Origin of the sequence: Peptoniphilus lacydonensis (genome assembly GCF_900106515.1) — a bacterium.
Classification (GTDB): domain Bacteria; phylum Bacillota; class Clostridia; order Tissierellales; family Peptoniphilaceae; genus Peptoniphilus_A; species Peptoniphilus_A lacydonensis.
Map to the genome: position 1 here is coordinate 117,901 of NZ_FNWF01000003.1, position 20,420 is coordinate 138,320.

Below are 20,420 nucleotides of genomic sequence, written 5' to 3' on the forward strand. Positions count from 1 at the left end.
TCCTTACGCAATCAGTCCATCTTTAATAAATTCCAAAATTTCTTTTTCATGTCCCTGGATATTTACTTTCTTGTATCCATTTTTTCCAAGCATTAACACAGAGTTACAAACCTTAAAAATAAGTTCTATATCATGAGTTATTATTGCAAAGGGATAAGTTTTTGAATATCTTTTTATTATTTGAGAAATGTCGTTCATCCTCTTATAATCTAAACCTGATGTGGGTTCATCAAGAATTATTAACTTTCTACCACTTAAACAAGCTGTCAATAGGGCAAGTCTTTGTTTTTGCCCACCAGATAGATTTTGAGGGTGATCATACCTATTTTCCCAAAGATCAATATGTTTTAATTCTTTTCTAAGTCTATCTAAATATCCATCGTCATTAATTCTATCTTTTTGTAAAAGCTCGTTTTCTACTGTATCAAAGAAAATCTGATAATCCACGTCCTGCATCATATAATAAGAGTTTTTTAACCTTTCTTTTTTATTTTTTCCATAACTTGTTTTCCCATTATTTTTAATTAAGCCTGATAAAGTCTTTCCCAAAGTTGTTTTACCAATTCCATTTTGTCCAATAATTGCCATTATTTCTCCAGAATTGAGACTAAAGTAAAGATTTGTTATTAATTCATTATTACCTATTTTGATATTTAAGCCTGAGACCTCTAAGGCTTGTTCTTGAGGACAAACTAAATTTTCTGCTTTCAAAGATTTATAATTAATTGCTCTTAGTCCATATTCTTTGCAAGCATCTTCTGTAAGTTCTCCTCGTGAAAATATTCTCTCTATTGTTCCGTTTTTCATATAGATTAGCCTGTCATACAAGTCATTTAAAAAGAATAATCGATGTTCAGCTATAATAACAGTTTTTCCCATTTTTCTTAAATTAGAAAGGATATCCTTAAACTGTAGAATCCCGTGATAATCTAAATTAGACGAAGGCTCATCAAAGAAAATAATTTTTGTATCATATAGTAACGTGGAAGCTATTGCTACTTTTTGTTTCTGACCTCCAGATAGTTCTGAAAGCTTCCTATCCATCAAGTCGCTAATTCCCATTTTTTCAAAAGTTTCTTTTGTTTTTAACTTCAATTTATCTAAGGGCATTCCTAAATTTTCACCAACAAAAGCAACTTCCTCATCGGCAATAGTTGCAAAAAACTGGTCTGATGGATTTTGAAAGACATTGCCTATATATTTTGCAAGTTCTCCTTTTCTATAATCCATCAGATTTTTATCTAATAGTTTCACTTCTCCATTTAAAATTCCATTATAATGATTTGGGATAAGCCCATTTAGAATTCTTGTCAAAGTTGTTTTACCACAACCCGATAAGCCTGTAATTACAACTAATTCACCCTCGTAAATTTCTAAATCAATATTTTCAAGAACGGAAGAATTGTCTTCATCATATCGGAAATTCAAAATTTTAGCTTTTAATAAGCTCATCCTTCTAACCTCCATAATGCAAATACCATCAAAAAGGAAAATATGACAATATAATCTAAAATACCAAAATATATTGGATTATAACTTGTTTTTTCACCCTCATACTCAATACCTCTTGTTATTATAGAAGATGTTAATGTTTCGCTTACTTGAAGGCATTTATAGATAAGTGGAATAAGATAAAATTCAAATGAACGCACAGGATGTAAGGGGCTTATTTTTAAGCCCCTTACCCTCATTCCATTGCGTATTTCTTTAATTCTAGATTCTAATTCTCCAAGATATCTTAATGCAGTTACAAGAGCTATACTTACCATTTGTGGAAAATGAACCTTTCTTAAAGCTGCCATTATTTTGAGAGGGCTAGTGAGGATCAATACCCTACCAATATTAAAAATTGGATATAATTTTAATACCAAGGCAATTAGACCTATTATTGCCCCAGTAGTTAATCCTAAGTCAATATAAGATAAGATTTTTATTAACACATATAATCCTAAATAGATGCTCAACCTTTTGATAGCTTCTAAGTATGAAAATAACAAGACAACCACAAAGCTCATTCCCAAAAGAACATAATAAGCTATTCCATTAACAAGAAAAACCAAGAAAGACGAAATCAATATTATCAAAAAAAGAGTGATTGGATTTATATCTTTTGTCTTACTTTTTCCAAAATTGTTCACTACAAAATTCCTTTTTCTTTTCTCTTTTCAAAAAATTTATTGTTTATATATATGCCAAAGCATCCTGCAAGTAGTTCTAATATTACATTACATCCCATAGCTATTGCTATTACTTTATTCGTATAAAAGCTCGCCATCCACTCAGCTTGCTCTCTGCCTATAGAAGACGCAAACTTAACTATTCCTTCCACTCCTAAAACTTTAACAAAGATAATAGGATGCATAGCAACAATAAACATAGCCACTGAAAATGCTATTCCTACCTTCGTATTATTTTTATAATCACCTATTATAATTTCTGCCAATATTGCTGAAACTAGGCAGATAGGAATCATAATCCAATATCCCATCACTGAATATAGTAGACCATATATAATCCAAAATAGGGCTGCAGCTCCTCTCTTCTGAATTCTTTTTGCCATTATTACAAAAACTGGTCCAACAGCAAAAGCTGCAAATCCAGCTGAAGCATAAAGAGCGATAGCTCCAAGTGTTCCTGTAAACATTGAAACAGCCATTCCAATAGCAAAACCAATTACTGTTAATACTGCAATTTGTACTATATCTTTTAATTTCATATAAACCTCCAATTTAAGATATATTTTTTCTTTCTGAGTAAACCCTAAGATTTACTTAGCATTATTATCTAAGATAATTCCTATCATTTTTTTTAATGCAAATTTGTTCTTCACAAAATTTTCTCTTGCATTTAGAACTTCACAACCTAGAATAAATGTGTTAATCAAATCAGTTATTAATTCGATAGCTTCACTTAATTCACCTCTTACATCTTCATCAAATAACATTAGAATACTATCAGATGATGATTTTTTTAGTTTCTTATATAAGTCTTTTAACTTATCGTCATGATTTAATTCCTGCAAAAACATTGCATAAATTGAAACATAGTCACTCTGATATAGCATTTTTTCTAAAATAATCTCAGATAAAACTTCGCTAAAATCCTGACTTGTTTTATTCATCTCATCATAGATTATCTTCTCTCTGTATTTATTTCCTTCTACCATAATGTCATATAAGATTTCATAGGTAGAACCATAATGATGATACAAGCCACCTCTAGAAAGCCCAGTAGCTTCCATAATGTCATTCATAACTGTATTTCTAAATCCCTTATCCAAAAAAACTTTAATAGCTGCTTGTCTAATCTGCTTTTTTCTTTCATCAGCTTCCATTTTCATTTCATAAATAACCTCCAAACCGACACTCTTGTCGGAATTATTGTATCAGAACTAATAATCATTGTCAATAGCTTCGCTTATACTTCTTTATTAATTTTTTTAAATGCGGTATAATTAATAAAACTGAATACACGCTTAACGCTTATAACTTTAATAGCTTTAATAGCAAGCACAGTAAGTGAGTACCCACTTACGAAAAATTGATGAAGCAGAACCTTTATGGACTGCTTCTTTTTTTATCAATTTTACCTTGTTAGGGAGAACCCTAAGACCCCAATATTTTATGATAAGGAGATATACTATGGATAATAGAAAAAGAAATAATCAACTGAAAATATATTTAACAGATGAAGAAAAAGAAATTTTCGAAAAGAAAATGAAGCTTGCCAACTGCAAAACTATGTCACACTTTCTTAGAAAATGTGTATTAGAAAAAGAAATTTATGTTGTAGATTTAGAACCATTTAGAAACCTACAATGGCTACTTTCGAATGCAACAAATAATATAAATCAGATTGCAAAAGCTACTAATACAACTGGTGTTATTTACAAAAATGAAATTGAATCGATGGATAAGCAGATAGAAAAATTATCAAGAGAAATATGGCAGATCCATTCCATACTTCTTAATAAATCAAAAGAAAGTTCTGGTGATTAGTATGGCAATTACAAAAATACATCCTATAAAATCAACTCTAAATTTGGCAATAGATTATATTACTAAGAGTGAAAAAACTGATGAAAAATTCTTAGTATCTTCATTTAAATGTCACCCAGCTACTGCCCATATTCAATTTTTGAAAACTCGAGAAGACAATGATACTAAAGGTACAGTTTTGGCTAGACATTTAATCCAATCTTTTCTACCAGGAGAGGTTGATCCTATAAAAGCTCACGAGATAGGAATGGAGTTATGCAAGAAAATTTTAAAAGAAGATTATGAATTTGTTCTTGCAACTCATATAGATAGAGGGCATATCCATAACCATATAATCTTTAATAATGTTAATTACAAGACTGGTAAATGCTACCAATCTAACAAAAAATCTTACCACAAAATTAGGTATCAAAGTGATGAATTATGTAAAGAAAATAAGCTTTCAGTCATTGATAAATATTATGAAGCTTACAAGAGAAAATATAAAACTGCTGGTAAGTCTTGGTACGAATATGACCTAAACAAGAAAGGAAATTCTTGGAAGTCTAAACTACAATTTGATATAGATAGAATGATTAATAAATCTAAATCTTGGGAAGATTTTTTAGAAAATATGGAATCTCTTGATTATGAAATTAAGTTTGGTAAACACATTGCTTTTCGTCATAAAGATAAGCAAAGATTTACAAGGACAAAGACTATCGGAGAAGATTATACTGAGAAAAAAATCAAAGAAAGAATAGATTTAGCAATTAAAAATAAAGCTAATCCTACTAAAAAGCGTGTAGGAAATGTTATTGATATATCTACAAATGAAAAAGCACAATCCTCTAAAGGCTATGAAGTTTGGGCAACCAAACATAACCTTAATACAATGGCTGAGTCTGTTATCTTCCTCAGAGAACAAGGTATTAAATCCGTTAAGCAACTTGATGAGTACATCCAAAAAGCAGCCGATGAAAGGCAAAATTTACAGAATAAAATCAAGGTTATTGATGAGGAAATGCTGTTGCTTTCTGCCACTATGGAACAAGTTAATACCGTTAAAAAATACAGGGCACACTACAAGGAATATAAGGCAAATCCGTCTGATAAGTCATTTTTTGAAGAGTACAAAGCTCAGATTACCCTATATGAAAATGCCCTTTCAGAACTCAAAAAATCCTATTCCAAGCTCCCAGATTCAAAGGATATTTTATCTAAACTTGATAAATTACAAGAAAAAAAGAATACCCTTATGCAAGAGTATTCTTCTACAAAATCTACAATGGACGAGCTTTATCAAATACGAAAGAACTATGGAATTTATATGGGTAAGGAGATGGAGAGATAGTTTCCTATATTCTCTTCTCCCCCTACCTTGTCTGTTTAATCATACATTTAATTGCTTCATCAATATTGAAAACTGTACCTTTTCCATCTATCCATCTGTCCCAAAAATCAATAGTTGAACTTTTGGGCTCTTCCTTAGGTTTGTCTAAAATAATTTTAGTAGGTAATTTAATTGAATCTCCAATAACAATACATTCTCCAACATCAAGATTAGGTAATGTTTCAACCAAACCTACCAATGAATCAGTTAACATAGTTGCTACTGCCGATTTATCTCTATCATTCGTAATTTTCAAACTTATAATATTATTGCATTGAGATATTATAGTAGAATTTAATTCTGCAGGTCTTTGAGAAACAATCACCAATGAAACACCATATTTTCTCCCCTCTTTAGATATTTTTTCAAATATCTCCAGCGATTTATTCTCAACCGCTTTCAATTTCGTTGTATCTCTCGGCATATATAAGTGTGCTTCGTCGCAAATAAAGGCTATAGGATGCCTAGTCTCATCTGTTTTAGGCGACATCCAAAATTGGACTTCATATACCAGTCTTGTAACAATCCCTATTATTATATGTAACATATCTGATGGGACTTCTGATAAATCTATTACTTTTATCTTTTTATCTAGTCCCATTATTTTATCAACAAATTCTTTCAGATAGTCAGCTCTTACAGTATTATCTTCATTAAATACAAACCCATATTTTTTATCATCTATTTTTGTCTGAAGTCTCGTAATAAGGTTTGTTAATTTCCCATAGTATTGACCTTGTTTCGTCTTTGCTTGTCCTTTTTTATCTCCGGTTTTATATACTTCACCTGTTGTTTCTTCCTTTATATTTTCATCCTCTAAATATGCTTTTAACTCTTTTGCTGAAAAAGGAATCGGCGTATCTGCTGTAATTATTTCGGATGAAAATTCAGTCATATTTTCTTCAAGATACCTTTTCTTATGCTCTAAAATATATTTAATTACTGCTGCCCTTTGATTTGTAGATGTCCCTTCAGAAGATTCAATAAACAATGAATGAATTTCCTCATAATTGAAAAACCACAGAGGAATATGTAACCCATCCTCAGAGTCACAAATTTTTATCTGTTCAGCATAACTTAATTCATTGTATTCACCGTGCAAATCAAAAACAATTAAATTAGCGTGCTCCAACTCATTTGCTTTTTCAAGAATATTTGCTACAGTAAAAGATTTTCCACTTCCAGTACTTCCTACTATTGTTGCATGTCTTTGAAAAAATCTATTTCCATCCAAAATAGCTTCAACAGTTTTATTACTTGCATATTTGCCAATAATTAATCTTTTTTCTGAAGATATCTCATTTTCAAGAGAGTTCATAATAATAGATAGAGCTTTACCATCTGCCAAATAAACTTTGCTATTGATTTCAGGATAAGTGTTCACTGCTCTTTTGAAAATATTTTGTTTAGTTGAAGACAATTTTTTATAAAATGTACCTACTAAAGTTATATTGCAAAAGTTATATGAATACTCTTGTTCTTCAGTTTCTTCGTCATCAATATCAATTCTCTTTTTGCTCACCCTAGTTACTATTCCAATTAGTTTTTCATCTGCATTATTTCCAGATAAAACAACTATATCATTTATTTTTAGCCTATTTAAAATTTCTTCCTTTTCTACTGATACAGATACTTTCTTGGTATCAACATTTTGAACAACTCCAACTTCTTGATTTAAATAATTTTGAATATCTTCCATAATTTTCTCCTATCCTAAAAATGTTTCCGAAAATACATTTATATCCCATAATTCCTTATTTATATTATATTTTTTACCTTTATATACCATATAATTTCCTTCTTCTGTATTTTCTTCTTTATCTTCATATTTATAAAATAAAGTCCAGTTTTCGTTTTTCATTGCTCTATCTAAAAATGATTTTTTAATAGTCCTTGTCAAGACAATCACATCCTTTTGAGTATCCTCGAATACTGTATTAAAATGCTGGTCATTGAATCCATATCCATAAATAAATATAGAAAAATTCTTTTTAGAGTCTGTTATCAATTCATTAAAAATTTCCCTATGACATCTAAAAATACCGTTAATCATTCCTAACTTATATTTCATACTGCCTGGTGTAATAATATCTATATAGCACTTGTTATCTTTTAGTAACTTATAATCATTAATCTGATATTCTCTCTCATTCTTTTTTATCCAATTAACTGATCCATGTGGCTTAAATAATCTTACTAAAGGAACGCTTTTAGAAAAAAAATCATAAGGTTGCTTTAGTATATTTTCATTAAAAGTTTGATACATATTCCCCGAAAATCCTAATGTAGTTGATAGTTTTAATTTATCACAAATTAGTTCTATAATTCTGTCATAATTAGGAGTCATTATATCGATTACTTGATTATTTACACTTACAGTTCCCAATAAGTACTTTAATAATTTTTCAAATCCGGAAATTTCATTTAATATATCACTATGCTGATTATATTCTTCATCTAAAATAAATTCACTCGTTATCTCTCGAATTATTTCCACAAACGATTCTTCACTTATTGTAACATCTAATAAGGCTGCTTCTAATCCTTCATCTTTGATCTTCCCCTTATATTTGTTCCACTGCTTCTGTAACTCTAAATCACCGATACTTTCAAACGATTCCTCCAATTTTTCAGCCAATTTTGACATTCCCGGAATATTCATTGCAATAGAAAGCCCTGTTCCAACTATTAATTTGGGGAAATTTACACCTGATAGGTATCGTTCCTTAATATCCATAAATATTGGTTCAAATTCTTCACTATCTATATTCATCACTACACTCCATAATTTCTTCAATACCACAATCCAAAGTATTGCAAATTCTAAGTAAAACATCCGTCGTTATATTCTGCCCATTCTTCATTTTGTAAAATGTGCTTTTACTTATTTTTGCCTTTTCCATCAATTCATTATTTGTCATATCTAAATCAATGAGTTTTTTAAATAATCTTTTATAACTAAAAGTTCTCACTATACCCTCTGTAGAAAAATTATATTTATTATATTATACCATTAAATGTTTTTTAAAGACTGAAAATAGTCTCTTTCAAAGTAATATTTGAATTATAAAAAAGAAGTAGAATAATTCCACTTCTCTTTTACTTAATATTTTATTGTCTATGATTTACCAGACAATGTATGTTAAATTACATCTCATAAATTCTATTTGATAAAATTGTAACCACACCAACAACCTTATCAAATATCAAACCTCCAATGTACTTATTTTCATTAAGGTATACTTCCCACAAGAATCTTAGATATGAATCATCTTTTATGTCCTTGATTATTTCCTCATAGTCTTTTATTATCTCCTGACTTCCTCTTTTGTTTGAGGTTCTCTCTATTGCTTCTTTTAAAATTTTATAGTTTATCTCATCTTTTTTTAATTTATAGAGGGTATATAGGTCGTAGAAGTCTCTCATTCGTGTTGTTGTTATATTTCTTCTGATTATGGTTTCATATTTTTCAGCTAAAATTGTTTCTAATGGATATGCCATTATTTTTATAGCTTCTTTGCTAAAGATACAGGGATAAGCATATTCTATTTCCCTTGGTGTTATTGCATCTCCTGTTGTTAGGTCTAGTTTCATTGGATTTTTAGTTTTACCAACATTTGCCATTAGTGATATTCTAAAATTCTCGTACTCGTCTTCATCTCTTATATAACTGATGTCCTTTATTTCAAATTTTATTCCATCTTCTAGATTGATATTTATAATTTCTTCTACAATGTCTTTTATTTTCTCTTCTTTTAGGGGTATGCCTTTTATGGTTGTGTCCATGTCCATAGTTGTTCTATTTTCAATCCCAATTAAAGATGATATAAGAAATCCTCCCTTAATTACAAAATTATTTTTGTACTTTGATTTAGATAGCCTTTCTAAAAATCTTTCGAAAAAATAAATTTGCAGAACTTCTTGGGATTTCAGATTTTTCTTCTCTGCCAGACTTCTTATCTTGCCCTTTATACTCTCGATATTAATCATGATAATACCTCCATGTATTTTCTAATTTCATCTTCTATTTTAAATAGTCTACTGTATTTTATGAGTCGTCTTAGATTTTTATTTGGTGATTTAAAGTATCTTTTTATGGCATCTGTAAAAATTTGCTTATCTATTTTTTCTCTGTCGATTATGATGTCGCAAATTGTTCTTTCGATATCATAAACTGGGATAAAATTGCCTTGGGGCGATTTTATTTGTGTCTTGCCAATCTCGTACAAGTCTTTTTTTACATAGTGAACTTGGAGGTCTTTATATCTATTTTTGATATGACTTGCATTATAGCCTTGGGGTACAGATATATGAAATACATTTGGAGTTCTGTCTGATATGTCGTGTAGGTATAGGGCTGTTTGATGGGAAAATATAATTCGAATACTATTAGATGATATTAAAACAAAATCGTCTATTACTTTTCCTTTTAATTGATATAGCCCCGGTCTTAATCTTTCTAATTGTCCGCTCTTTGTTAATTCTGATAGATTATGCCTAGTATATCCAAGCTCTTCTGCTTCTTTGTTAGTAATTACTAAATTTTCTTGTATATATTCTTTAAGTGTATTCATAGTCCGCCTCCTCTCGTCTTCGCTTTTATTATATATTGTAAAAGCGAATATGTAAAGTTGGCTTATAAGTTTTCCATTTTTAAAAAGGATGTAACGAATTCTTACACCCTTTAATAAAAAAGAGCAGCCTTTTACGCTACTCTTGTAGAAAGTACAAAATGAGTTAATTATATTTTTTGTGTTTCCTCATACTAGTCTCAAGACTACACTCACATCCATGTAGTTTTTTTGAGTCTTTTTGACGTATCCTTCTTCATCTTTATCGAAGACAAAATGCTTATAAAACTGCTTGAAATGCAGGATTTCTAGATTTACATCTTTTGTATCAACGCTATAGTCTCATCTTATTCATCATTGTCCAAACCTATGTTGAGATTTTCTTCTATAATTGGAAGCTTGAAAGTAATTGATTTTAGCCATTGTCCATTAGGTTGTTTTTCTTCATAAACTTGAATTTCAGAAATCAAAGCTGTAATTAACTGCCTACGCTCTACATCATTCATGACTTTATAGAGTTTATCAAAATAGATCAGAACCTTATATATGTTATCTCCTGTAAGCTTTTCAGCTTCAATGGTTTGTTTCTTTGCTTTCGCATCAATTAGTGATGATTCTAATTCATCTATTTTATCATACATACGATATAGTCTATCATCTAAATCCTGTTTCCTTCTCTTATAATGCTTATCATCAACATCTAAATTATCTATTTCCTCAATTATCTTAAACTTTGTAGAATGACTCTTCCTCAATTCCTTTTGGAAATTATCTATTTCTTTTTCTATTTCAGAGGTATCCACCTTCATGTTGATTTTTTCTTGCATCATAGAAGCAAATTTCGGATTACTTACTATCTTGACAATCACCTCTGCAACAGCATCATCTAACAATTCTTCTCTAATTTGCTTACGGAATGTACACTTATGACCTCTTATCATCTGCCTATGTTTACAACCATAGTAATAATAATCTTTATACTTTGTGCCATCTTTCTTTTTCTTGATACTCTTGTTCCCAAACATTCCCACTCCACATATCGGGCATTTTACAATTCCAGAAAGCAAGTGTGTGCGTGTATCTTTTCCTTTATTCACATGCTCATATTTCTTTGCTTGAGATTTTAGCTTAACCTGAGCAGCTTGCCAAACTTCATCGGAAACTATAGCTTCATGTATACCTTCAGATATTAGATATTCATCTTGTTCAACCTGCTTATATTCATTTCTTGTACCATGAACTTTTTCTAAAGTTCTTCTTCCAAATGCTATTTTCCCATTATATACAGGATTCTTTAATATCTTTCTTATAAGACCTGCATCAAACAAAGGATTCTTTCCGTTCTGTCTTGGGATTTTTCTAATTCCATGATTCTCTAAGTATTTAGATAGCCCATTGGCTCCTATCGTAGTATTTACATACTGGTCGAAAATCGTTCTTATGGCAACTGCCTCTTCCTCATTTATAAACAGCTTGCCATCTTCAAGTTTATATCCATACGGAGCAAATCCACCATTCCATTTTCCTTCCCTTGCTTTTTGAATGCGACCTTCCATTGTTTGAATACGGATGTTTTCTCTTTCTATTTCAGCCACAGCTGATAAAACAGAAATCATTAGTTTCCCAGCATCTTTAGATGAATCAATGCCATCTTCAACGCAGATAAGATTAACTCCATAATCCTGCATTATCTGAAGTGTAGAAAGAACATCAGCGGCATTTCTTGCAAATCTTGATAACTTAAACACAAGAACAAAAGACACTCCATCTTTTCCAGATTTTATATCTTCCATCATTCGATTGAACTGTATTCTACCTTCAATAGACTTGCCAGACTTTCCGGCATCTTCATACTCTCCAACAATTTCATAATCGTTGTAAATAGCAAAAGCTTTCATTCGTGATTTTTGTGCCTCTAACGAATACCCCTCTATCTGTATTGACGTAGATACTCGTGTATAGAGGTATACTTTTATTTTTTCTTTTGACATAGCATTAACCTCAATATAATTTTTCTATATCATATATAATTTTTTGAATTTAAGTTTGGACTATCATTTCAAGTATATTATAACACTTTTATTAGTCCGTCTCAATTTGTGTTTTTGCCATGTCAAAACTATTTTTCATCTCTTGATTTTTTGCTGGCGTTGGATCGGGCAGATTATCTAAATCTAAAGCACCAGCATATTTTGCAATCAGATTTGCTATTAAATCAGCCAATCCATTCCAGTCATTGTCCAATATATACCTCCTCTAAAGTTTTATATCTAATAATTATTTGTTTAATTAAGCTTTACGACATTGACAAGTGCTTTGGATTAGCAACATAGGAATCTCACCTCCGCCTCTATTCCGGATGAGCCGGCTTCAACCTTAGAAGTATCATTATCCTCATTTTCTTCATAGCGGATAGGGTATCCCTCCCTATATTCAAACTCTTACTTATCGCTCCCTTTCTTCTTCCCTTGCTTTTAGCTTAGCAGTACTTGTTTTACCGAATAATTCAGCAGAAAGATCTTTGCGGCTAGGTTATTACGCTCCAAAAATAATTAACGTCTTGTCTTGGTCTATTCAATTGTTAAGGTTCAAAATTTATCGAGAGTTATTAATCTTTTTTAAATTTGACCATCAGAAAATATTTATCTTGATGAAACAAAATTCTATAAATTACTCTCTTATACTTAACAGTGAAAAGAAGTCTTTCTTGGTAACCAATTTTGAAATAGGATTTTCTTATATAAAAAGGTCCAATTCCCACTGCATAAGTAACAATGAAAATTAGACCCTCTTGGTAACAATCATCTAAAAGTCTTCTAGCATTTCTTTAATTTTCTAATCGCCTTTTAGGTATCATATTTACATTTTTATTTTCTCTGGCATACTTTTATACCTTTTTAGACTTAAAGTCTTTAATAATGCCTTTCCACCTCTTTTTATCTATAAAGATTCGCCTACATCATAGTTCATTTTTTTATTTAAACCTTTCTGTGTTAGTTTTTCTTTATCTTCTTCATACCATTTTAAGATTGTCACATAGTGGTTTTGATAGGTCTTGCCACTACTTTTCATGTATCTTGATAGTTTATTTATCATTATTTCTGTGTGTGAGTTTAATTTTTCTTTAAGGTTCTTATATTCTTCTTCGCTTAACCTTACATTTTTGAATTCTCCATAAAAGATGGGGGTGGACTTTTTATCTATCTCTCCCTCTCTCTCTTTATCTATCTCTATATCTTTCTCTATCTCTATCTCTTGTCGGACATGGGTTGGACTCATTAAGGACAATGTCCTCTGTTTATTTTGTCTATATCTTCTTTTTTTCTCTGCCCAGGCTGTTTCTGATCCGATTAAGTTTGGTATTTCAGTTAAATAGTATTCATCATTTTCTGTTACAACTTCTAATAATCCTTGATTTATTAAATAATTAACTGTAACCATTACATCATCGTCTGTTTCATCTATTGTTAGTGCTAACTCTTTTATAAAATCACTTTCTACTCCGTCATAATAGAGTTTACCCTCATCTTTTAGACTTAGTAGTAGAAGTTTGAGGTAGATTATCGTGTAGGTATCTCCTCCCGATATTCTCCTTAATCTTTTTATCCTTTTGTCTGTGAAAAATTCTTCTTTTAATTTTATCCAATAATATCTTTTGTTTGTTGCCATATCTGCTCCTTTCTTGATTTTCGATAATCGAAATTCTTGATTTCCGATTTTCGGAATTCTGGACTTCTGGTTTTCGGAATTCTTGTTTTTTGTATCTAAGGGTGTAACTTTTCGTTACTCCCTTAGATTTCTCTGGTCACATCTTTTTTACTTGGTTTTACTTTTTCTTTTACTTTTCTTTTGACTTTTTCTTTTGTCTTATCCTTTTTATTGGATAGGTCTTTGTATTTCTTTATTTGTTTTAGGATACTTTCTTTTTCTTTTTTATTTTCTTTGGCTATGACTTGTTTAAAGGCATATTCCATTACTTTTATGTCTTTGGCTTGGAAAAATACTTCATAGTTTTGTGTTTCTTTGTTTTTCATTACTGAGAAACTTACTCCAAGTTTGTTTAGTTCTTTTTTTAAGTCTTTGAGGTCGCTTTGATCTATGCTTATATTTTCTAGTTGTCCTTTTTTGTAGAGGTCTTTTATTTTTATTTCATCGCCCATAAGACTTTTGAGGTTTCCGTTTGCTTTTTCTAAAGTATCATTCATCTTTTTTCTTATTTCTTTGTCTAAGTTGATTGATTCTTTTGCTGCCTTTATTGTGTATGTTATTATGGTTTGTGCTGCTTGACCTGCTTCTTTGCTTATTTCTTCGTTTATCATGTTTTATCTCCTTTGTTTGAATTAAAAAAAGGGAAGTATAGGCTTTAATTTTTCTATACTTCCCTTTGCTTGTTTTTATTTTATTGTTCTTGGTGGTGGAATGCTTTATTTTGATGTTTTTATAGCTTACTTAGGTATTTGTACCTTTTCTTGTTTTTCTGCTCTTATTTTGCTTTTCCACCTTTAGTAGTTTATGTGTGTTCTTTTGTCTGATAGATAGTTTCTCATGTTGGAATATATAATCTGTATTTCTTCATTGTTCATTGATTTTATTTCTTCTGTGCTTATATATGTTTTATATGTTCCATCTTGATCTGCTTTTATGAGTTCGTCTATTAGCTCTTGCCTTTTATTCATCTCTATTACCTCCTAGATCTGCCTTTATTTTCTTGGTCATATTATAGCTTGGATAAGATATTTTTACCAGGTCTTATCTTTCTTGATTTTTGTAATAGTCTTTAGTCATTTGTCTTTTTTCATTAAATTTATCACTGTCTTGCTTATACTCTTTAATCTTTTCTATGATACTTTCTTTCTCTCCTCTCTTAATCGCCTTGTCAATTTCTATTGATAGGTCGATACCATATTCTTCATTGACTACTTCTACTGAATATTTAATATGATTTATTTCCTTGTATCTTTCCCTTATCTTTTCTGACTCTGTATTTAATTTACTGATTTCATCTTCTAAGTTTTTAATTTCTCCTAACCATTCTTTTTCTCTTAAGTTTTTCTTTCCACTGATTTTTTCAATTAAGCTTCTTGCCCTTATATGTTGGTCTATTTCCTTTTGGTTATTCTTGTAGAAGCTTTCTTTGAATATTTTCTTGCTTTCATATTCTTGGTAGGTTGCTTTTGTTTTTCTTACAGTCTTTGCATAGGCTAAACACTTATTAAGGTCTTCTATCTTTTGACTGTTTTCTTTTATGGTCTTATATATTTCAGAGTTTTTACTTCTTAGGGTGTTTATATGCCCTTGTAAGTCTGATATGGTTTTTATTTTGTTTTCTCTTAGATAATTTATTCCACTTGCATATCTTTTTAGATCATAGATTGCTTTGTTTCTTTTGCCATAAAATGATAATTCAGCTCTATTATTTTCTTGCATTTCTTGATAGAAGCTTAAATATTCGTAGAGGTTAAAGAGTCCTGATTCATTTTCGATTTGCTTTTTACTTTGGTCTTTATATTCCCTATATGATTCTTTTAGCTTATCTTTGAAGCCTGCTAACCATGATGATATTTTCTTTATTTCATTGCCTATATTTTTTAATAGTTTATTTTGTTTTTTAATTTCACGATTTATATCTCCTTTTTCTGTTCTTATTCCTTTTCTTTCCATTGCACTAGCACTTGCTCCTAGATGTATTGTCGGTATTTGTTTTATGCCTTGTCTTTTAAAACTCCTATGGTCTACTCTTTTTTCTATTTTGTTGTTTGCTAGATATTCATTGCAAAGATTAGAAAAGTTTTCTCTCCATTTTTCTACATTGCCTTTATCGTTCCAGGTTGTTAGTTCTACTTTTCTTGTCTTAGGTTTTCCATTTTTGTTTAAAATCTTTTCTCCTTTTTCATCTAGGATATATTCTTTTTTACTTTTTTGCCCCCATGTTCCATCTTCATTTATTGGTCTTACTATGGTCATTATATGAGCATGAATGTTTTGATTTCCCTCTCTACTTTCATCATGGATTGCTAGGTCTACTATCATTCCCTCTTTTACAAAATTGCTTTGAACATATTCTTCTATCATCTTTTTATTTTCTTCTATGCTTAACTCTTTTGGTAAAGATATGATAAAGTTTCTTGCAAGTTGGGCATTAGAGTTTTTCTCAAAAAGTTCTACCGAGTTCCACAAGGTTTTTCGGTCTTTATATTCTTCTGGTGCGTGATCTGGCAAAAATATTTCTTTGCTTATTACTCCTTGTTTTTTGGTGTAGTCATGGGTTACTCCGTCCCATTCATTTTTTATTTTTTCTCCACTTATATATGCTGCACTTGCTACTGCACTTTTACCTTTTCCTCTTGATATTATGTTTACTGAAAAATGAAAACTGTCTGCCATTTTTATCACTTCCTTTCTTTTTTGTTGTTTTAGGTGGAGGCTTAAAAGATTTTCTATATCCACTTTGTGAATGAGCGTTTTGAAATGATAGAATAGAAAAAGCCGACTACTGAATTAATTTTTGTTGTTTCAGTATGTCGGCTTAATTGTTTTGTTCATTTCAAATTTTAAAAGTCAAGGGCGAGCCTTAGCGAGTTTATTTACCCTTGACTTTTAAAAAGCGAATGGTTGTTGCTCCCTGCAAGGGTTTGGCTCTAAAGGCACGCAAGCACCCTTTAGGGTGTATAATTGCGCCCTTAGAAAATCTAAGGGAGATTTGGTTATTTTATTTTTCTTAATTTTCTCTCATTATTTTTAGTGTTTCTTTAAATTCTTTTGTCTTTGTTACTTCTTCTAGTAGGATTTTTATTTCTTCATCTGTTAGTTCTTCTGCATTTTCTATAAAGCTTTCTAAAATTGCTCCTCTTGTTATGAGCCTATGAGTTCTTTCTTTTCTTCTTTTTACTATGTCTTGTTTTAATATCTTCTTTTCTTGATTTTTTAGTTGCCTTAATCTTTCTTCTGTATCGTTTATTTTATCTTTTATTTCTTTTGACTCTTCTCTTATTTGTTCTAATTTTCTCATTTTCTCGTTTCCTTTCATTTAAATATCCAATCATAACCACCGGCTAAGCCGGTGGTTTGTTTTGCCCCTATAAGGGGCTGTTACCGGCAGCATTCCATGCTTTGAAGTTTCTTTCTCGTGCACCAATTTTCACAGCTGGTGCTAAAGCACCTTATTTTTTGCTTTTGTTCACTTGCTCACCCGTAAACGGGTCTACAAATTCTTTAATACTTATTTGATCTGCCATGTAATCTTCTTTTAATTGATTTTTTATATATTCTTGTATCTTTTTTGCATTTTTTCCTGCTGTGTCTACATAATATCCTCTACACCAAAAGTGTCTATTCCCATATTTGTATTTTAAATTCGCATGCCTATCAAATATTATCAGACTACTTTTTCCTTTCAAATAACCCATTATTTGAGATATGCTATATTTTGGTGGAATCTCCAGCAACATATGAATATGGTCTGGACAACATTCTGCTTCTATTATATTTATTCCTTTTCTATCACATAGATCCCTTAATATTTTTCCTATATCTTGTTTTAATCTTCCATATATTACTTGTCTCCTGTACTTTGGAGCAAACACTATATGATATTTACAATTCCAAGCTGTATGTGATAGACTGTTCTTATCCATTCAGGATACCTCCCTTTTCTATTTATGCTACTGCCAGTAACATATATAGTTTATCACGGGGAGGTTTTTTGCTTGAAGCTAAAGCTAGTATTCCTACCACCAGCATAGCTGGTGGTTTATTCATGCTAAAGCGTACAATAAAAAGCGACTAAGAGTGCAATCTTAGTCGCTACGCTATAATATAGCTTTTAACTTTATTTTTTCTGTTTGTATTATTTTAAAACACAATAACTGTTTAATTCTTTTGTCTAAAAACAACAAAGAGCAAGATGATGCTAACAATCAAACCTACGCCAAATTTCATCCACATTACCATTGGCGAAACACTCCATTCAGGATGATTTTCTGCTGCTATATAATCTTTAATTAACAAATATGTCCCGATAATAGCAGGAATTAAAGAACCTAAAACTTTTGCTACAACTTTTAATGTCATATAATATTCTCCTGCTTAATATTCTGAACTTGCTACAGGAGGATTTCCATAATATACAGTTCCAAAATATGGAATGCCTACCCCAGTAGAATACAAATTACTATAAGATTTTATACTTTGAACTGTAGCTGTTGGAGTATTTGGAACACCTGCACTAACTGTTGTAGAACAAACTGAATTCCAAACTTTTGTTGCAAACGTTGAACAATTTGATAACGCAGTCCATGAGTCATTATTCTTTATGTTTTTTGAAACTGTACTCAACAAGTTAGAAGATAAATCTACCCTTAATGATACAGCATTAGCGTATTCATTGGCCCTATTTTGGAAATATCCCTCAAGATTATACCATAACCCTGTATGTTCTTTTTTATTTCCCCAAGTTCCTACAGTAACAGTCTTACCAGAACCAACTGATAATCCTCCAACAGTAATTGTCGAACTCGAAATATTCTTTATACTTAAAAAAGCATGTCCAGATGTATTAAATGATGAACTTCCTCCATCATTAATCGCAAATATTCTCATAATTGCAACAGCAGACGATGATGCTCTATCACCAAAATCATTATCCACTCTTGCTTGAGCTTTTTCGCTTGATGAAGCTTCAACAATCAATAATTCATCAATATCACCACTGTTTGCACTTCTGCTTTCAAGCTCTATGTTAGATGGGAAACTATATGGGTTAAATTTGTCATCTATATTATTCTCAGAAGCAAATACATTAGCAACTCCACATAATGAGAATACAACTGTAAATGCTAATAATGACGACACAAATTTCTTTAATATATTTTTCATTATAAACCTCCTATTTTCACAATATATTCGCAAATTTTACCAAACTAAACATGCTCAGTCTCCGTTCTTATACCTCTGAGGATTTAAATATACCATTTAATCGCCTCCTGTACCTACATGACACTGCTCACACTCAAATTTATCAAAACCAAATAATGTATAAATACATGTATTTAGTTTATTTGCAATTTCTATTCCTACTGGAATCGTTGGTTGAGCTTCTCCTCGTTCCAAAAGACTAATGTATTGTCTTGTTACACTTAACTCATCAAACCCTAGTTATAATTTATAAACGACATATACTCTTACTTTAACATTATCTCCACTAAGCCATCTTACACCTGTTTTTTCATTATCGGCTTTACCTGAATGGTTTCTTACGCCAACATCTTTTGTATTATTGTTGAAGCCAGTTATTATTAAAGTATGATATGCGCTATCTTTAGAGTTTAAAAAAGATATAGGGTATCCAGCTTGTGCATAGTTGTATAACCTTGAAAGTTCTCCATTTTTACTCAGATCGAAATCCTTATAAGCATATGATCTTGAGACCCAGTGCCACTTAAACATATTTGCCCCACGCCATGTAGAAGATACTTGGCTTGGTTCTTTTTTTGAACCATAAGAAAACCAGTTTCTACTATCGTCTATTTTAGGATATTCGTCTTTCATCTTTTTTTCTCCCGCATACAGACATTGAGAAACGAAATTAGCACAATCAACATCCCAATCAGGATAACTGGGATTATAATCTTTCCAATACTTTTTTGCATAAGCAACACATTTTGAAGCTGCATCTTTTTCAGAGCTTCTATATAAAATATTTGTTTTCAAATATTTTTTAGCAATTGTTTCGTCGAAATTATCTTCTGATTCCATATCCTCAATATATAACAATGCTGATTCTTTGACTTCGTTTGGTAAACTATTAATATGTCTTTTTAGAATATTTATATTTTCTTCTGTCGTGTCCAAAGTAGCGTAGTAATTAGGCTTGAGATTTTTATTTATATAGTCGACAATGGCTTCATACCCATCAGGTTCTTTAGCTGAGCGGATTATAATATCCTTAGCTTCATACTCTGAATCATCAATCGTATACTCTATCTTATTTAACATATTCGCTTTTGCTTTTTCTGCGATAGCCTTATTTGAAAGATTTGGATACATACCCCTGTACATATTGAAAATCTCAATATAAGATGATATATATTGATTTATAGACTTTTTTTCCATGGTCGGATATAGGTTCTGTAGTTCTGTCAAAAAGGTTTTGGTTTCATATTTGTCGTCAATATTAACTTTTGAAACTTCATTAGCACTAAGTGCTTTTAAAACTTGACTTGGCTCATAGTTTACACTTAATTGTTCCTCTTTACTTAGACCATTAAACCATTCTTGCCATTCTTTAGGGCTGACTTTTGAGTTATTATTTGCTGATGAAGCAAATACATTTGTTGCCATTGCTGTTAACAGCATCACCATGGCTATCAATAGAGTAAATCTTCTCTTCATTTCTAACCTCCTCATATAATTTTGTCTGACCTCAATATATTTGACATTAAAATCAAATATTATCTATTTTTCCAACTCTTGTTTCTAGCT

22 protein-coding genes and 1 pseudogene are annotated in these 20,420 nt (G+C 30.7%); 2 read left to right on the top strand and 21 right to left on the bottom strand.

The window, feature by feature from the left end:
• Positions 1-3 precede the first annotated feature (3 nt).
• From BQ5450_RS02325 to BQ5450_RS02340, 4 genes are read right to left on the bottom strand one after another with little or no spacing between them, the layout of a single operon-like run.
• A complete protein-coding gene (locus tag BQ5450_RS02325) occupies positions 4-1,452 on the bottom strand; it encodes an ABC transporter ATP-binding protein (RefSeq protein WP_071125860.1) in 1,449 nt (482 codons plus the stop codon).
• Positions 1,449-2,138 (bottom strand): energy-coupling factor transporter transmembrane component T family protein, encoded by a 690-nt coding sequence (locus tag BQ5450_RS02330; RefSeq protein ID WP_071125861.1) that lies wholly within the window; start codon positions 2,136-2,138, stop codon positions 1,449-1,451. The genes BQ5450_RS02325 and BQ5450_RS02330 overlap by 4 nt, the downstream gene beginning before the upstream one ends.
• Complete coding sequence (locus BQ5450_RS02335) at positions 2,138-2,716, bottom strand: MptD family putative ECF transporter S component (protein ID WP_004812371.1); 579 nt, start codon at positions 2,714-2,716, stop codon at positions 2,138-2,140. Before BQ5450_RS02335 ends, BQ5450_RS02330 begins: the two co-directional genes overlap by 1 nt.
• A 51-nt stretch (positions 2,717-2,767) precedes the next feature.
• The gene (locus BQ5450_RS02340; RefSeq protein WP_071125862.1) at positions 2,768-3,340 is read right to left on the bottom strand and encodes a TetR/AcrR family transcriptional regulator; all 573 of its coding nucleotides are present in this window, start codon (positions 3,338-3,340) and stop codon (positions 2,768-2,770) included.
• Between the two features lie 301 nt (positions 3,341-3,641).
• Here BQ5450_RS02340 and BQ5450_RS02345 point away from each other — a divergent pair, with 301 nt between their 5' ends.
• Together BQ5450_RS02345 and BQ5450_RS02350 are read left to right on the top strand one after the other, a co-directional pair.
• Entirely contained in the window at positions 3,642-3,998 is a 357-nt protein-coding gene (locus tag BQ5450_RS02345) for a plasmid mobilization protein (RefSeq protein ID WP_071125863.1), read from the top strand.
• A 1-nt stretch (position 3,999) separates the two neighbouring features.
• Positions 4,000-5,331: a relaxase/mobilization nuclease domain-containing protein gene (locus BQ5450_RS02350; protein WP_071125864.1), complete on the top strand. Its 1,332-nt coding sequence runs from the start codon at positions 4,000-4,002 to the stop codon at positions 5,329-5,331.
• Positions 5,332-5,353: 22 nt separating this feature from the next.
• Here BQ5450_RS02350 and BQ5450_RS02355 read toward each other — a convergent pair whose 3' ends face one another.
• The 17 genes and pseudogenes from BQ5450_RS02355 to BQ5450_RS08870 all read right to left on the bottom strand — a co-directional run bounded on the left by BQ5450_RS02355 (position 5,354) and on the right by BQ5450_RS08870 (position 20,345).
• Positions 5,354-7,069 carry an ATP-binding protein gene (locus tag BQ5450_RS02355; RefSeq protein WP_071125865.1) on the bottom strand — a complete coding sequence of 572 codons (1,716 nt, stop codon included), beginning with the start codon at positions 7,067-7,069 and terminating at the stop codon, positions 5,354-5,356.
• 9 nt (positions 7,070-7,078) lie between these two features.
• Entirely contained in the window at positions 7,079-8,143 is a 1,065-nt protein-coding gene (locus BQ5450_RS02360) for an SIR2 family protein (protein ID WP_071125866.1), read from the bottom strand.
• Complete coding sequence (locus BQ5450_RS02365) at positions 8,130-8,342, bottom strand: helix-turn-helix domain-containing protein (protein ID WP_070241772.1); 213 nt, start codon at positions 8,340-8,342, stop codon at positions 8,130-8,132. The genes BQ5450_RS02360 and BQ5450_RS02365 overlap by 14 nt, the downstream gene beginning before the upstream one ends.
• A gap of 175 nt (positions 8,343-8,517) precedes the next feature.
• A complete protein-coding gene (locus BQ5450_RS02370) occupies positions 8,518-9,360 on the bottom strand; it encodes a nucleotidyl transferase AbiEii/AbiGii toxin family protein (RefSeq protein ID WP_071125867.1) in 843 nt (280 codons plus the stop codon).
• Entirely contained in the window at positions 9,357-9,944 is a 588-nt protein-coding gene (locus BQ5450_RS02375) for a type IV toxin-antitoxin system AbiEi family antitoxin domain-containing protein (RefSeq protein WP_071125868.1), read from the bottom strand. Before BQ5450_RS02375 ends, BQ5450_RS02370 begins: the two co-directional genes overlap by 4 nt.
• Before the next feature lie 344 nt (positions 9,945-10,288).
• Positions 10,289-11,932, bottom strand: a complete 1,644-nt coding sequence (locus tag BQ5450_RS02380) for a recombinase family protein (RefSeq protein WP_071125869.1) — start codon at positions 11,930-11,932, stop codon at positions 10,289-10,291.
• 91 nt (positions 11,933-12,023) lie between these two features.
• The gene (locus tag BQ5450_RS08950; RefSeq protein WP_000368174.1) at positions 12,024-12,185 is read right to left on the bottom strand and encodes a hypothetical protein; all 162 of its coding nucleotides are present in this window, start codon (positions 12,183-12,185) and stop codon (positions 12,024-12,026) included.
• Positions 12,186-12,881: 696 nt separating this feature from the next.
• Positions 12,882-13,610: a putative phage replisome organizer gene (locus tag BQ5450_RS02385; protein WP_071125870.1), complete on the bottom strand. Its 729-nt coding sequence runs from the start codon at positions 13,608-13,610 to the stop codon at positions 12,882-12,884.
• A gap of 122 nt (positions 13,611-13,732) precedes the next feature.
• A complete protein-coding gene (locus BQ5450_RS02390; protein ID WP_071125871.1) occupies positions 13,733-14,260 on the bottom strand; it encodes a PcfB family protein in 528 nt (175 codons plus the stop codon).
• A 183-nt stretch (positions 14,261-14,443) separates the two neighbouring features.
• Positions 14,444-14,617, bottom strand: coding sequence for a hypothetical protein (locus BQ5450_RS09125; RefSeq protein ID WP_199820660.1), 174 nt, complete (start codon positions 14,615-14,617; stop codon positions 14,444-14,446).
• A 73-nt stretch (positions 14,618-14,690) separates the two neighbouring features.
• A complete protein-coding gene (gene mobQ, locus BQ5450_RS02395) occupies positions 14,691-16,325 on the bottom strand; it encodes a MobQ family relaxase (RefSeq protein WP_071125872.1) in 1,635 nt (544 codons plus the stop codon).
• A 334-nt stretch (positions 16,326-16,659) separates the two neighbouring features.
• Positions 16,660-16,950: a DUF3847 domain-containing protein gene (locus BQ5450_RS02400; RefSeq protein WP_071126574.1), complete on the bottom strand. Its 291-nt coding sequence runs from the start codon at positions 16,948-16,950 to the stop codon at positions 16,660-16,662.
• Positions 16,951-17,101: 151 nt separating this feature from the next.
• A complete protein-coding gene (gene tnpA / locus BQ5450_RS02405) occupies positions 17,102-17,575 on the bottom strand; it encodes an IS200/IS605 family transposase (RefSeq protein WP_071125873.1) in 474 nt (157 codons plus the stop codon).
• A gap of 235 nt (positions 17,576-17,810) precedes the next feature.
• Positions 17,811-18,011, bottom strand: coding sequence for a hypothetical protein (locus tag BQ5450_RS02410; protein WP_071125874.1), 201 nt, complete (start codon positions 18,009-18,011; stop codon positions 17,811-17,813).
• Positions 18,012-18,026: 15 nt separating this feature from the next.
• On the bottom strand, positions 18,027-18,791 hold the full coding sequence (locus BQ5450_RS02415) for a hypothetical protein (RefSeq protein ID WP_159052465.1): 765 nt from the start codon (positions 18,789-18,791) through the stop codon (positions 18,027-18,029).
• A gap of 120 nt (positions 18,792-18,911) precedes the next feature.
• Positions 18,912-19,070, bottom strand: a pseudogene (locus tag BQ5450_RS08955) (helix-turn-helix transcriptional regulator); the annotation flags it as partial.
• A gap of 24 nt (positions 19,071-19,094) precedes the next feature.
• Positions 19,095-20,345, bottom strand: a complete 1,251-nt coding sequence (locus tag BQ5450_RS08870; protein ID WP_199820662.1) for an amidase domain-containing protein — start codon at positions 20,343-20,345, stop codon at positions 19,095-19,097.
• Positions 20,346-20,420: the final 75 nt, after the last annotated feature.

Coding starts and splice junctions, on each gene's coding strand:
- BQ5450_RS02360 (WP_071125866.1), bottom strand. CDS start 8,143: ATGAATATAGATAGTGAAGAATTTGAACCAATATTTATGGATATTAAG.
- BQ5450_RS02400 (WP_071126574.1), bottom strand. CDS start 16,950: ATGAGAAAATTAGAACAAATAAGAGAAGAGTCAAAAGAAATAAAAGAT.
- BQ5450_RS09125 (WP_199820660.1), bottom strand. CDS start 14,617: ATGAATAAAAGGCAAGAGCTAATAGACGAACTCATAAAAGCAGATCAA.
- BQ5450_RS02345 (WP_071125863.1), top strand. CDS start 3,642: ATGGATAATAGAAAAAGAAATAATCAACTGAAAATATATTTAACAGAT.
- BQ5450_RS08870 (WP_199820662.1), bottom strand. CDS start 20,345: ATGAGGAGGTTAGAAATGAAGAGAAGATTTACTCTATTGATAGCCATG.
- BQ5450_RS02325 (WP_071125860.1), bottom strand. CDS start 1,452: ATGAGCTTATTAAAAGCTAAAATTTTGAATTTCCGATATGATGAAGAC.
- BQ5450_RS02380 (WP_071125869.1), bottom strand. CDS start 11,932: ATGTCAAAAGAAAAAATAAAAGTATACCTCTATACACGAGTATCTACG.
- BQ5450_RS02340 (WP_071125862.1), bottom strand. CDS start 3,340: ATGAAAATGGAAGCTGATGAAAGAAAAAAGCAGATTAGACAAGCAGCT.
- BQ5450_RS02375 (WP_071125868.1), bottom strand. CDS start 9,944: ATGAATACACTTAAAGAATATATACAAGAAAATTTAGTAATTACTAAC.
- tnpA (WP_071125873.1), bottom strand. CDS start 17,575: ATGGATAAGAACAGTCTATCACATACAGCTTGGAATTGTAAATATCAT.
- mobQ (WP_071125872.1), bottom strand. CDS start 16,325: ATGGCAGACAGTTTTCATTTTTCAGTAAACATAATATCAAGAGGAAAA.
- BQ5450_RS02390 (WP_071125871.1), bottom strand. CDS start 14,260: ATGATAAACGAAGAAATAAGCAAAGAAGCAGGTCAAGCAGCACAAACC.
- BQ5450_RS02410 (WP_071125874.1), bottom strand. CDS start 18,011: ATGACATTAAAAGTTGTAGCAAAAGTTTTAGGTTCTTTAATTCCTGCT.
- BQ5450_RS02350 (WP_071125864.1), top strand. CDS start 4,000: ATGGCAATTACAAAAATACATCCTATAAAATCAACTCTAAATTTGGCA.
- BQ5450_RS02335 (WP_004812371.1), bottom strand. CDS start 2,716: ATGAAATTAAAAGATATAGTACAAATTGCAGTATTAACAGTAATTGGT.
- BQ5450_RS02370 (WP_071125867.1), bottom strand. CDS start 9,360: ATGATTAATATCGAGAGTATAAAGGGCAAGATAAGAAGTCTGGCAGAG.
- BQ5450_RS02385 (WP_071125870.1), bottom strand. CDS start 13,610: ATGGCAACAAACAAAAGATATTATTGGATAAAATTAAAAGAAGAATTT.
- BQ5450_RS02355 (WP_071125865.1), bottom strand. CDS start 7,069: ATGGAAGATATTCAAAATTATTTAAATCAAGAAGTTGGAGTTGTTCAA.